This is a genomic window from Thiocapsa sp. (assembly GCF_035467215.1).
In the GTDB taxonomy this organism is placed as follows: Bacteria; Pseudomonadota; Gammaproteobacteria; order Chromatiales; family Chromatiaceae; genus Thiocapsa.
In genome coordinates this window covers 1-13,007 of sequence record NZ_DATITZ010000247.1, presented here as the reverse complement: position 1 = coordinate 13,007, position 13,007 = coordinate 1, and the positions used below count along the sequence as shown (strand labels likewise).

General features: G+C 64.0%; 10 protein-coding genes and 1 pseudogene. 4 read left to right on the top strand and 7 right to left on the bottom strand.

Annotated elements, in window-relative coordinates:
• Nucleotides 1–17: 17 nt before the first annotated feature.
• Nucleotides 18–1,580: a CHAD domain-containing protein gene (locus VLR48_RS14085; RefSeq protein WP_325292395.1), complete on the bottom strand. Its 1,563-nt coding sequence runs from the start codon at nucleotides 1,578–1,580 to the stop codon at nucleotides 18–20.
• Nucleotides 1,581–1,842: 262 nt separating this feature from the next.
• Between VLR48_RS14085 and tal the strand changes: the two genes are divergently transcribed.
• The 3 genes from tal to lon all read left to right on the top strand — a co-directional run bounded on the left by tal (nucleotide 1,843) and on the right by lon (nucleotide 6,254).
• Nucleotides 1,843–2,814, top strand: coding sequence for a transaldolase (gene tal, locus VLR48_RS14080; RefSeq protein ID WP_325292394.1), 972 nt, complete (start codon nucleotides 1,843–1,845; stop codon nucleotides 2,812–2,814).
• A gap of 192 nt (nucleotides 2,815–3,006) precedes the next feature.
• Nucleotides 3,007–3,801: a 16S rRNA (adenine(1518)-N(6)/adenine(1519)-N(6))-dimethyltransferase RsmA gene (gene rsmA / locus VLR48_RS14075; protein ID WP_325292393.1), complete on the top strand. Its 795-nt coding sequence runs from the start codon at nucleotides 3,007–3,009 to the stop codon at nucleotides 3,799–3,801.
• A gap of 44 nt (nucleotides 3,802–3,845) precedes the next feature.
• Nucleotides 3,846–6,254, top strand: a complete 2,409-nt coding sequence (lon, locus tag VLR48_RS14070; protein WP_325292417.1) for an endopeptidase La — start codon at nucleotides 3,846–3,848, stop codon at nucleotides 6,252–6,254.
• Between the two features lie 185 nt (nucleotides 6,255–6,439).
• On the opposite strand, the gene rfbD is transcribed toward lon, so the two are convergent.
• From rfbD to VLR48_RS14040, 6 genes are all read right to left on the bottom strand, one after another.
• Nucleotides 6,440–7,351, bottom strand: a complete 912-nt coding sequence (gene rfbD, locus VLR48_RS14065; RefSeq protein WP_325292392.1) for a dTDP-4-dehydrorhamnose reductase — start codon at nucleotides 7,349–7,351, stop codon at nucleotides 6,440–6,442.
• Complete coding sequence (gene rfbC / locus VLR48_RS14060) at nucleotides 7,348–7,914, bottom strand: dTDP-4-dehydrorhamnose 3,5-epimerase (RefSeq protein ID WP_325292391.1); 567 nt, start codon at nucleotides 7,912–7,914, stop codon at nucleotides 7,348–7,350. Before rfbC ends, rfbD begins: the two co-directional genes overlap by 4 nt.
• Nucleotides 7,911–8,792, bottom strand: coding sequence for a glucose-1-phosphate thymidylyltransferase RfbA (rfbA, locus tag VLR48_RS14055; RefSeq protein ID WP_325292390.1), 882 nt, complete (start codon nucleotides 8,790–8,792; stop codon nucleotides 7,911–7,913). The genes rfbC and rfbA overlap by 4 nt, the downstream gene beginning before the upstream one ends.
• 11 nt (nucleotides 8,793–8,803) lie before the next feature.
• Nucleotides 8,804–9,862 carry a dTDP-glucose 4,6-dehydratase gene (gene rfbB, locus VLR48_RS14050; protein WP_325292389.1) on the bottom strand — a complete coding sequence of 353 codons (1,059 nt, stop codon included), beginning with the start codon at nucleotides 9,860–9,862 and terminating at the stop codon, nucleotides 8,804–8,806.
• Between the two features lie 222 nt (nucleotides 9,863–10,084).
• The gene (gene ssb / locus VLR48_RS14045) at nucleotides 10,085–10,597 is read right to left on the bottom strand and encodes a single-stranded DNA-binding protein (RefSeq protein ID WP_325292388.1); all 513 of its coding nucleotides are present in this window, start codon (nucleotides 10,595–10,597) and stop codon (nucleotides 10,085–10,087) included.
• A gap of 78 nt (nucleotides 10,598–10,675) precedes the next feature.
• Nucleotides 10,676–12,058, bottom strand: coding sequence for an MFS transporter (locus VLR48_RS14040; protein ID WP_325292387.1), 1,383 nt, complete (start codon nucleotides 12,056–12,058; stop codon nucleotides 10,676–10,678).
• Nucleotides 12,059–12,185: 127 nt separating this feature from the next.
• On the opposite strand from VLR48_RS14040, the pseudogene VLR48_RS14035 reads away from it, so the two are divergent.
• Nucleotides 12,186–13,007 (top strand): annotated as a pseudogene (locus VLR48_RS14035) (excinuclease ABC subunit UvrA); the annotation flags it as partial.

The window sequence follows — 13,007 nt, the reverse complement described above, 5'->3', positions numbered from 1 at the left end:
CTCGCGCGGACCGCGGCTCAGGTGCGCTCGAACAGAGCCCGGAACAACGCTTGGTGGTCATCGTGCAGATACCGGTCGAAGACCTCGGCAAAGTCCGCACGCCCCTGCTCCTGGCGCCCCAGAAGCTGACCGACGAGCGCGCCCATCGCGAGCAGCGTCTCGGTATCGGCCTTGCCCTCGGCCTGCATCTGTTTGGCCCAGTCGAGCAGGTGATCGGCCTGTACCGCCAAGTCCTGAACCAAACCGAGATGATCGAGCAGCGTCTTGAGCAACTTGATCAATCGGGTCACCTTGCCCCGCGGATAGAGACTTTGGAAAAGCTCCATGAGGTATCGGAGCTTCTTGCAGCTCTTGCGCAGCTCATGCAGCTCGGCTGCGGGGGAATCCGGGCGAATGGCGAGACCCTCGCGTCGCACGCGCTTCGCCATGCGGCGAATACGCTCGTCGGCGAGCGCCTTGATCGGAGCCGCGGCGTTGGGCTCGGCCGGATGCTCGGCGACCGGCGTCGCGAGAAAAGCCTGCCAATCCCGCATCAAATCGGCAAAGGCGGCGGAGTCGAACGCGACGACAAGGTGACCCTGCTGCTCGCTGCGGCGGGCCGACAAGAACGCATGGACCGCGTCGAGACACGGGCGCAAACGCACCGGCAGAGCCTCGCGATAGCGGTCGAAATCCAGAAGATAGACGTCCAGGTCACGGACGGGGCCGGTGATCTGCTGCAGCCAAGCGAACCGGATCTTGTAGTCCTCGAGGAGATCGGCCGGAAACACGCCCTTCGCCTGACCCAGGACGGAGCGGGTGCGGCGCGTGGCGACGCGCAGGTCATGCAGGAACTCGCTGTCGAGATGCTCCCGCGCACCCTCCAGATTCGCGACCAGGGTGGCGAACAGACTCCTCAGGAGCACCTTGAGCGCCTCGTCCGATCGCTGATCGGGGTCGAGGCGACCCTCGATCTTGGACGAATAATCACCGGGGGATCGACCGCACGCCGACAGCGCCTCCGACAGAATCGGTGTCTCGACGGCCTCGAGCCCGAGCCGCTCGATAAGGAGATCCGTCACCTCCTGCGCCGCCTGCTCGTGATAGGGCTCCGCGACGAGGTGGAGACGCGACGCGAGCGGTCCGCAGGCGTCGCCACCGGGGTTGCGCGCAATCAGCGTCTCGAGCTCGACCCGCAACAGGGTCTCGGCATCGTCGTTGACGAGGCGAAAGACGGTGACATGACTCTCGATCTCCACGCGCGGCAGCAGCCTTCGGATCCCGCAAACCTCCAGGATGCGCTCGCGCACAGGCCCGAGCGGAAGATCGGAGGCGAAACCGGGCTCGCCGGCAAGGGTCTGAGACAGCGGCGGCGACGCGCCGTCCAGATCGCTTCGGATGAGACGCCGGGTCGAGCGCTGCGTGCGGCATTCCAAAGCACCGCCGTCTTGAAAGATCGCCCAGTCGAAGGTGTCGTAAAACACACGGCGCGTCGTCTCCGAGGGCGCGAGGATGGAACGATAGAGTCCCGTCAGCAGATCCGAGACCTGTTGGAGCGGCGTACCGTCGGGAACCCGAAGCTCCGTTGTCGAATGGCTCATGGGATGTGTGGAACACCTCGTACCCTTGACCCGATAGGTCCTGAGTATGAACGACAAGAGCGCGGAGGACATCCGCTGAATCGACACCGACGAGACCCGACCGGCGGCGAGACCTGCGGGCGCGGTTCTTGCGGAGCTGAACGGCGTGCCCCGCTGGCGAGGCGCATCGGCCGCCGGGCCGGATTCGAAATCGTCATCGGATTCCGTTAAGGTCAACCCATCGACGCCGACGCGTCTCAACCTTGCAGAAGGGTGTTGAACCATGAGCAAGCTCGACCAACTCAAGACCATGAGCACAGTCGTCGCAGACACCGGCGATTTCGAGTCCATCGCCGAGTACCAGCCCCAAGACGCCACGACCAACCCCTCGCTGATCTTCAAAGCGGCCCAGATGCCGCAGTACCGCGAGCTGGTCGAGGACGCCGTCCTCTTCGGCACGCGCGAGGGCGGCAGCGACCCGATGGACCAAGCCCGGGCAACGATGGACAAGCTCGCCGTCAACTTCGGCACGGAGATCCTGAAGATCGTTCCCGGGCGCGTCTCCACAGAGATCGATGCCCGCCTCTCCTTCGACACCGAGGCCACGCTCAAGCGCGCCGCGGCGCTGGTGGAGCTTTACCAAGCCGCCGGCATCGACCCGAGCACCCGAGTCCTCTTCAAGATCGCCTCGACATGGGAAGGCATCCGCGCCGCGGAGATCCTGCAGAGCCAGGGGCTGCACTGCAATTTGACCCTCTTGTTCAGCTTCGCCCAGGCCGTCGCCTGCGCCGACGCGGGTGTCACACTCATCTCGCCCTTCGTCGGGCGCATCCTCGACTGGTACAAGAACGCCGACAACGTCCCCGGCTATCCGGCCGACGAGGACCCGGGCGTGCAGTCCGTCACACGCATCTACAACTACTACAAACGCCACGGCTACGACACCGTCGTCATGGGCGCGAGCTTCCGCAATCTCGACGAGGTCCTGGAGCTGGCCGGCTGCGACTACCTCACCATCTCGCCCGCCCTGCTCGGCGAGCTCGCCTCGACCGAGGGCGATGTCCCGCGCAAGCTGGACCCGGAACGGGCGCTCGGCATGGAGATCCCGAGGGTCGGCTTCGACGAGCCCGGCTTCCGCTGGGAGCTCAACGAAGACGCCATGGCCTCCGAAAAACTCGCCGAGGGGATCCGACTCTTCGCCGCCGACACGCGTAAACTCGAGCAGTTCGCCCATGAGGTCTGCCACAATTGCTGAATTTAAACCGCATCTCGTGCCTTATTTGAAGCCCGAGCCTGAAACACCCCTCCATGCCATCAACGACCTTAGAGCCGACGCGGTTTAAATGAAAAAAAATAATCACTTAAACCGCGTCGACTCCGACGCTCGCGGAATGCTCGGATGGCGAATCAGGTTGAAGACAGTCCATACCATGCCGGACGCGGTTTAATGGAGCACCGCGCACGCAAGCGTTTCGGCCAGAACTTCCTTCACGACCGCCAGGTGATCGACCGGATCCACGGGGCGATAGCCGCCACGCCCGGCGAGCGCGTCGTCGAGATCGGCCCTGGACAGGGCGCCATCACACAAGGACTTCTGACCGCCGTCGGCTCGCTCGATGTCGTCGAGCTGGATCGCGACCTGGTCGCTCCACTTCGCGATCGGCTCGGCCCGCTCGGCGATCTGCGGATCCACCAGGCCGACGCCCTGAATTTCGACCTCCGCGCGCTCGTGCGCAAGGGCGAGCGCTTGCGTCTCGTCGGGAATCTCCCCTACAACATCTCCACGCCGCTCTTGTTCCGATTCCTGGAGCAGGCCGACTGTATTCAGGACATGCACCTGATGCTTCAGAAGGAGGTCGTCGAGCGCATCGTCGCGGATCCGGGCGACAAGACCTACGGGCGGCTATCGGTGATGGTTCAGACGCTGTGCTCGACGGACTGTCTCTTTCGCATCGGTGCGGGCGCCTTCACCCCAGCCCCGAAGGTCGAGTCCGCCTTCCTGCGATTGCGGCCCCATCGACCGCTCCCCTTCCCCGTCGACGACCCCGCACTGCACGCCCGCATCGTCGCCGCGGCCTTCGGGCAGCGCCGCAAGACCCTGCGCAACAGTCTGTCCAAACTGGTGGATGCGCAGCTGCTGATCGCGACCGGGATCGATCCGACACTGAGGGCCGAAAACCTCGATGTCGCAAGCTATGCGCGCTTGGCAAACGCTGCTTGCAAATCGCCGCTCATACCCTGAAGTTGACCAGTCCGATTGGGGTATTGGCGAACGAGGACAGCGAGATGGCGGACGCGGATTCAAGCAAGGATTCGGGAGACATCGGGGTCGACGAGGGTTCCGAGATCACGCTCGCGCGGGCCAACGATGTCCTTCCGACCCGCATCCCCATCCTGCCGGTCGCCTCGCGTCCCTTCTTTCCCGGCCAAGCCGTTCCGCTGATGATGGACGCGGAGAGCTGGTCCTCGACTCTCAAGGTTGTCGGGGAGAGCGAGCACAAGATCCTCGGCGTGGTGCTGGTGCGAACCGAGACGTCCGAAGAGGCGCAAACAACCGATTTCCATCCCGTCGGCACGGCCTGCCGGGTCCACCGCGTTCATCAGCAGGACGGTCACCTGCAGGTCCTGGTGGAGTGTCTGCAGCGGTTCAGCATCGCCACCTGGGTCAGCCGCGAGGCCCCGTTCGACGCACAGGTGACCTATCTCCCGGAGCCGGCCGGTCGACCGAACGAGGAGATCAAGGCCTACGCCATGGCCGTGATCAACACCATCAAGGAATTGCTTCCGCTCAACCCGCTCTATGTCGAAGAGCTGCGGATGTTCCTGGACCGCTTCGGCCCCGATGATCCCTCGCATCTCTCCGATTTCGCCGCCAGCCTGACCACCTCGACCAAGGAGCAGCTCCAGGAGGTGTTGGAGATCCTGCCGCTGCTGCCGCGCATGGAAAAGGTGCTGGTCCTGCTCAACAACGAGCTTGAGCTCGCCCGCGCACAGCAGAAGATCCGGCGCACGGTCGAGGAGAAGATGCACAAGCAGCAGCGCGAGTTCTTTCTGCGCGAGCAGCTCAAGGCGATCCAGAAGGAGCTGGGCATTGCCAAGGACGACCGTACCGCGGAGATCGACCGTTTCACCGCGCGGATCGAAAAGCTCGTCCTGACCGAGGAGGCGAGCAAACGCGTAGAGGAGGAGATGGACAAGCTGCGCATGCTGGAGACGGGCTCTCCGGAATACGCCGTGACCCGCAACTATCTGGACTGGATCACGATCCTGCCTTGGGGCAAACACTCGGCCGACAAGCTGGATCTCAAGCGCGCGCGCCGCGTCCTGGATCGCGATCATTACGGCCTGGAGGATGTGAAGAAGCGCATCCTCGAATTCCTGGCCGTGGGTATCCACAAGGGCGAGATCGCGGGCTCCATCATCCTGCTGGTCGGCCCGCCCGGTGTCGGCAAGACCTCGATCGGGCACTCCATCGCCGATGCGCTCGGCCGACGCTTCTATCGCTTCTCGGTTGGCGGCATCCGCGACGAGGCCGAGATCAAGGGCCACCGTCGCACCTACATCGGCGCCATGCCGGGCAAGTTTCTTCAGGCGATCAAGGACGCCGGCACGGCCAACCCCGTCATCATGCTCGATGAGATCGACAAGGTCGGCGCTTCATACCACGGCGACCCGGCCTCGGCCCTGCTCGAGGTCTTGGACCCCGAGCAGAACAGTGACTTTCTCGATCACTATCTGGATCTGCGTTTCGATCTGTCCAAAGTGCTCTTCGTCTGCACCGCCAACCAGACCGACAGTATCCCCGGCCCCTTGCTCGACCGCATGGAGGTGATTCCGCTCTCCGGCTATATCGCCGAGGAGAAGCTCCAGATCGCCAAAAAGTATCTGTTGCCGCGCCAGATCGACCGGGCAGGGCTTGCCAAACGGACGGTGACGCTCGACACCAAGACTCTGCGCGCCCTGATCGAGGGCTATGCCCGGGATGCCGGGGTGCGTCGGCTGGAGAAACAGCTCGGAAAGATCGTGCGCAAGGTCGCCGTGCGGATGCTCGAAGGCGAGGAGACGCCGATCAGCGTCGGCGAGGGCGACCTCAAGGACTATCTCGGCAGCCCGGTGTTTCGCGACGAACGCAAGCTATCCGGTCCCGGCGTCGTCACAGGTCTGGCCTGGACCGCCATGGGCGGAGCCACGCTCTCCATCGAGGCCGCCCGAACCCACAGCTTCACCCGAGGATTCAAGCTCACCGGCCAACTCGGCGACGTCATGAAAGAGTCCGCCGAGATCGCCTACGGCTACCTGGTCGGCCACGCCGCCGAGCTGGGTGCCGATCCGGCCTACTTCGAGAACGCATTCATCCATGTCCATGTCCCCGCGGGCGCCACCCCGAAGGACGGCCCATCGGCCGGCATCACCATGACATCCGCCCTCCTCTCCCTCGCCCGCAACCAACCCATCCGGCGGCTCGCCATGACCGGCGAGATCACCCTGACCGGCGAGGTCTTCCCGGTCGGCGGGATCCGCGAGAAGCTGATCGCGGCGCGGCGCGCCGGTATCCGCGAGATCATCCTACCGGAGGACAACCGCGGCGAGTTCGAAGAGGTGCCCGAGCATGTCCGCAAGGGCTTTAAGGTGCATTTCGCCTCGCGCTATCTCGACCTCCTACCGCTCTTGTTCGCGACAGTGTCGAGGACCTAAACCACGTCCAGAGCGACATGCGTCATTTTCATTTCGCCTATGGCTTTGGAGATATCTTCGATCTCGGTAAGGCGCGGCTTAAAATTTAATATTTTTTAATGCCTTAAACCGCCCGACTCCAACGGTCGTCAAATCTGCCGAGGCCGATCCCATCCAAAGACATCGCATACCGTGCTGGGCGCGGTTTAAGTCTTCTCGTCCAAACACTGCTTCAAGGACAGACGCCAATCCGGCATCGACAGCCCGAAGGTCTCTTGGAAGAGGCTGTTGTCGAGGACCGAGTAGAGCGGCCGGCGCGCCGGCGCGGGATATTCGGACGAGGGAATCGGGATCAGACTCGCGTCCAGGCCGGCGTCTTCCAGGATCGCGCTCGCAAACCCGTACCAACTGACCTGACCCGAGCCGGTTAGATGATAGAGCCCACCGACCTTCTCCAGATCCAGGTCGCCGCGCAAGACCCGATAGAGCACCAAGGCCGTCGCCGAGGCCAACATCCGACTCCAGGTCGGCGAGCCGATCTGGTCGTCGACGATCCGCAGCTCATCACGTTCTTTGAGCAGACGCAGCATGGTCAGCAGGAAATTCGCGCCGCGGATGCCGTAGACCCAGCTGGTACGAAAGATCAGGGCACGGGCGCCGGAGTTGAGCAGCGCCTGCTCGCCGGCGAGCTTGGTCTCGCCGTAGACATTGAGCGGACCCGGTGCGTCGTCCTCCCGGTAGGGGCGATCCAGGTTGCCGGAGAACACGAAGTCGGTCGAGTAATGGACGATCGGCGTCCCGCGCTCGGCCAGCATGGCACCCAACTCGCCGACCGCCTCGGCATTGATCCGCTGCGCGATGGCACGGTCGGTCTCGGCCTTGTCCACGGCGGTGTAGGCGGCGGCATTGACGACCGCATCCGGAGCGGTGTCATGAACAAGCCTCGCCAAGGACGCCGGATCCAGCAGATCGATCGTCGGTCCGTATTCCCCTTCAAGGGAGGCCGGGATCACATCGCCGAGTGTCGCGAGTGTGCGCCGCAGCTCCCAGCCGACTTGCCCGTTGGCACCGATCAGGAGGATGCGGGGCCGTTCGGCGGTCGTGCGCTTGGTGGTCATAGGCTGGCCTCGTAGCCGGGAAGGCGTTCGGGTGGGATCTCGTTCAGACAGAGCGCGACCGAGTCCTTTGCAGAGAGCTCGGGCGTCCCTTCGAGCGGCCAATCGATGCCGATCCCGGGATCGTCCCAACGCAGACTGAGCTCGGTCTCGGGGCTGTAATAGTCCGTGTTCTTGTAGATGAAGAGGGCCGAGTCGCCGGTGACCAGAAAGCCGTGGGCGAACCCGGGCGGGATCCAAAACTGACGACGGTTCTCACCCGACAGGGTCGCACCGACCCAGCGCCCGAAGGTCGGCGAGCCGCGACGGATGTCGACCGCGACGTCGAAGACCTCGCCGTCCATCACCTGCACCAACTTACCCTGAGCGTGCGGATGCTGGACGTGCAGGCCGCGCAGGACGCCCCGCCGCGAGTAGGAGAGATTGTCTTGGACAAAGGGCGCGGGGATGCCCAGCTCGGCGTAGCGATTGGTCCGGTAGGTCTCCATGAAGAAGCCGCGCTCGTCGCCAAAGACCTTAGGCTCGAGGATGAGGACACCCGGGATCGCCGTTTCGATGACCTTCATACGTCACCTCGGCGCAGCAGGCCGAGCAGATACTCGCCGTAGCCGCTCTTCTTCAGCGCCTCGCCCATCGCCCGGAGCTGATCGTCGTCGATCCAGCCGTTGAAGTAAGCCACCTCTTCCGGACAGCAGATCTTGAGACCTTGGCGACGCTCGATCGTCTCGATGAACTGCCCGGCCTGCATCAGGGACTCATGCGTACCGGTATCCAGCCAGGCCGTCCCGCGGCCGATTCGGCTCACGTGCAGCTCGCCTTGTTCGAGATAGCGGATGTTGAGGTCCGTGATCTCCAGCTCGCCGCGCAGCGACGGCCGCAGCCCCTCGGCGAGCGCGCAGACCTGATTGTCATAGAAATAGATGCCGGTCACTGCCCAGTTGGACTTGGGCTTGCTCGGTTTCTCTTCTAGGCTCAGGACATGCCCGGCCGCATCGAACTCGGCCACGCCGTAGCGCTCCGGATCCGAGACGTAATAACCGAAGACGGTGGCACCGCGCTCGCGCGCACCCGCGGCCCGCAGCTGATCGACCAGCCCGTGGCCGTAGAAGATGTTGTCGCCGAGGACGAGACAGGAGGGCGATGTCCCGACGAAGTCCTTGCCGATCAGGAAGGCTTGCGCAAGCCCGCCCGGATGCGGCTGATCGGCATACTCGAGATGGAGCCCCCATTGGGATCCGTCCCCGAGCAGTGACCGGAACATCGGCAGGTCATGCGGCGTGGAGATGATCAGAATCTCGCGAATCCCCGCCAACATCAGGGTCGAGAGCGGGTAATAGATCATCGGCTTGTCGTAGATCGGCAGCAGCTGCTTGCTGATCGCCCGCGTCAGCGGATAAAGCCGCGTGCCGGAGCCTCCGGCCAGGATGATGCCTTTTCGTTTCATGATTCGATCCCTCAACCGGCGGCGCCGAGACGCTCGCCGAGATAGCTTCCGTCGGTGACGCGCCTGCACCAGTCCGGATGGTCCAGATACCAGTCGACCGTGCGGCGCATGCCGGACTCGAAGGTCTCCGTCGGCTCCCAGCCCAGCTCGCGCTTGAGCTTGCCGGCATCGATGGCGTAACGCCGATCGTGTCCGGGGCGGTCTTTGACGAAGGTCTTCAGACCCGCGTGCGGCCGATAGGGTGAATCGTGCAGGCGCTCGTCGAGCAGGGCACAGAGCGTATCGACAACCTCGAGATTGGTCTTCTCGCTGTTGCCGCCGACGTTGTAGACCTCGCCCGGTCTGCCGGCATCGAGAACGCGCAGGATCGCTCGGCAATGATCGATCACGTATAGCCAGTCACGCACGTTCCCGCCGTCGCCGTAGATGGGCAGAGACTCGCCGCGCTGGGCCTTTAGGATCATCAGCGGGATCAACTTCTCCGGGAATTGGTAAGGCCCGTAGTTGTTCGAGCAGTTGGTCGTCAGCACCGGCAGGCCGTAGGTGTGAAACCATGCGCGCACCAGATGGTCCGAAGCCGCCTTAGACGCCGAATAGGGCGAGTTGGGCGCGTAGGGGGTCGACTCGGTGAAGAGCCCCGTCGGTCCGAGCGAGCCGTAGACCTCGTCGGTCGAGACATGCAGGAAGCGGAACACGTCCTTGGCCGCGCCGCTGCGCTTTGCCCAATGCGCACGGGAGCAGTCCAGCAGATTGAAGGTACCGACCACGTTGGTCTGGACGAACTGCGCCGGGCCGTCGATCGAGCGGTCGACATGACTCTCTGCCGCAAAGTTCACGACCGCGTCGACCTCGTACTCGGCAAGGAGTCGGGCCACCAGCGCAGGATCGGCGATGTCGCCCTGCACGAATACGTGACGCGGGTTGTCCTTCAGATCGGCGAGGGTGTCCAGATTGCCGGCGTAGGTCAGAAGGTCGAGGTTGACCACACGCGCGTCCGTCGTCTCGAGGATGTGGTGGACGAAGTTGCCGCCGATGAATCCGGCCCCGCCGGTAACGAGAAGGGTCAGCACGCGCAATGCTCCTTGACGCTGATGATTGAACGCTTAAACCGCGCCCAACGCGGTATGCGATGTTTTTGGATGGATCGGCCCCGGCAGACGTGACAAGCGCTGGAGTCGGCGCGGTTTAAGATTTTAAAAAATAGATCATTTTAAACCGCGTCCCCACTTAGGGCTGTCGATGCACCAAACGTCGAGCTCACTCGAAAATGAACATCTCGCACTGGACGCGGTTTAAAACGGGATATCGTCGTCGAAATCCGCCGCGCCCTGATTGCTGCCTCCGTGGCTGCTGCCTCCGGATGAAGGCGCCGGACTGGAGGATTGCGGCCGCCCGCCGCCGCGCGACGACTGATAGGCAGGCGCATCGTCGAAGGGCACCGACGATCCGACTCCACCGCCGGAACGGCTGTCGAGCATCTGCATGGTCCCGTTCATGTCGACCACGACCTCGGTCGTGTAGCGATCTTGTCCGTCCTGCCCCTGCCACTTACGAGTGCGCAGCTTCCCCTCGACGTAGATCTTGGACCCCTTGTGCACATACTGCTTGACGATCTCGGCGACCTTGCCGAAGAAGACGACGTGGTGCCACTCGGTGCGCTCCTGCCGCTCGCCCGTGTTCTTGTCCTTCCAGGTCTCGCTCGTTGCGATCCGGACATTCGCTACCGCATCGCCGCTCGGCATGTAACGCACCTCCGGATCAGCCCCGAGGTTTCCGATGAGAATCACCTTGTTGACGCCTGCCATGCAGTCCTCCCGCTCCGCGCCGAACGCGGGCGATGGTTGTCTAGCCTAAAAAGATGCGGCTGATCTTGGCGTTCCGCCTCAAGCCCTGGCCGAAAATGTCTGCAATGTTGCCCAATCCAGTCGGCCACTGTCCACCTTGAGGTAGGCGACGCCCTCGTCGAGCGCGACGACGGCATCCTCCACACCCGGGATGGCCAGCAGACGCGCCTCGAGGCCCAGACCCTCGCCGTCCGGCCGGTCTCCGAGCGAGAGGACATGCGCCGTCAGATTCGCCGGCATCGCCATCGTCGCCGCCAGACCGATCCACACCAGCGAGGTCGCGGCCCCGACCAGGTAGACGGCGTCCGCCCCGAAGCTCTGATGCGCCAAGCCGCCGAGCAGCCCGCCCAGGAAGGCACCTATGAACTGCGAGCTTGAGAAAACCCCCATCGCGGTCCCCCGCGCACCGGCACGCGCGGCCTTCGAGACCAGCGACGGCAGGATGGCCTCCATCAGGTTGAAGACGGTGAACATCACCAGCAGCAGGAACCCGACGACCCAAATCGACTGATTGAAGAGATAGAAGCCCACCATGGAGGCACACATCGCCGTGACCGCACCGAGCAGCACGGCCTTCACCTTGCCGCCACGCTCCGCCATGATGATGAAGGGCACCATGATCACAATGGCGAGCAAAACGACCGGCAGGTAGAGCAGCCAGTGATCCACGGGCGCCAAGCCGGCCGATTCGATCGACAGCGGCAGCACGACGAACATGCTCACCATGGTGAGGTGCAGCAGGAAGATGCCTAGATCCAGGCGCAGCAACGTGGGATTACCCAGCACGCCCGCGAACTGATCCATCACAGGCTGGGCCTCGCGATGGACGCTGGAGCGCTCGGGATCCGGGACCAAATAGGCCAAGACCAGCATGCCGACGATCGCCAGAAACGCGGTCAGCCAAAAGATCCCCGAGATACCGAGCCATCGCGCCAAGGGCGGTCCGACGACGAGTGCCGCGGCAAACGACAGGGCGACGCTGATCCCGATGGCCGCCATGGCGCGCGTGCGCACCGCATCGCGGGTCAGATCAGCGGTGAGCGCAATGGTCGCCGCCGCGATGGCGCCGCTGCCTTGGAGTACGCGTCCCAGAATGACCAGCTCGATCCCGTCGGCGAGTGCGGCGACGACGCTGCCGATCGCGAACAAGACCAGCCCCCCGTAGATCACCGGCTTGCGCCCGATGCGATCCGACAGCAGACCCAACGGGATCTGAAACAGCGCCTGCGTCAGGCCGTAGGCGCCGATCGCCAGTCCGACAAGCAAGGGCGTGGCCCCCTCCAGATCGTGTGCATAGAGCGCAAAGACCGGCAGGACCATAAAGAGGCCGAGCATGCGCGTGGAGAAGATCGCGGCCAGGCCGGCCGCGGCTCGCTTCTCCAGCCCAGTGAAGGCGACGAGGGGTTGATGAGACGGGGTCAAGGACGGTGGCCTGCGACGTCGATTCGGGGAAGCCGCGAGTATAAGGGCTTGTCGGCGATCGTGCCCGATCGCGATTTGCGGAATAATCGCGGATTGGCCGCCCACCCGCCGCAGGTCTCCCAGCCCCATGGACACAATCCGCATCCGCGGCGCACGTACCCATAACCTCAAGAGCATCGATCTCGACCTGCCGCGCCAACGGCTGATCGTCTTCACCGGTCTGTCGGGCTCGGGAAAATCCTCGCTCGCCTTCGACACCATCTATGCCGAGGGTCAGCGCCGCTATGTCGAGTCGCTCTCGTCCTATGCCCGGCAGTTCCTCTCGGTTATGGAGAAGCCGGACCTGGACCAGATCGAGGGCCTCTCGCCGGCCATCTCGATCGAGCAGAAGACCACCTCGCACAATCCGCGCTCCACCGTCGGGACCATCACCGAGATCTACGACTATCTGCGCCTGCTCTTCGCGCGTGTCGGCCAACCGCGCTGTCCGGCCCACGACGAGCCGCTGGAGGCCCAGACCATCAGTCAGATGGTCGATCAGGTGATGGCCTTGCCGGAGGGCGATCGGCTGATGCTGCTCGCACCCGTGGTCTCGGCGCGCAAGGGCGAGTACCAGCGGCTGATCGGCGAGCTGCATGCGCAGGGCTTCGTCCGCGCGCGCATCGACGGCGATCTCTACGAGCTCGACGACCCGCCAGAGCTGGACATTAAGAAGAAGCACGACATCGAGGTGGTGGTGGACCGCTTCCGGGTACGTCCCGATCTGGCCCTGCGGCTGGCCGAGTCCTTCGAGACCGCGCTCAAGCTCTCGGGCGGCATCGTCCGCGTCGCCGCGATCGACGAGCCCGAGCGGCCGATGATCACCTTCTCGGCGTCCTTCGCCTGCCCGGTCTGCGGCTACAGCATCCCGGAGCTCGAGCCGCGGATCTTCTCCTTCAACAATCCGGCC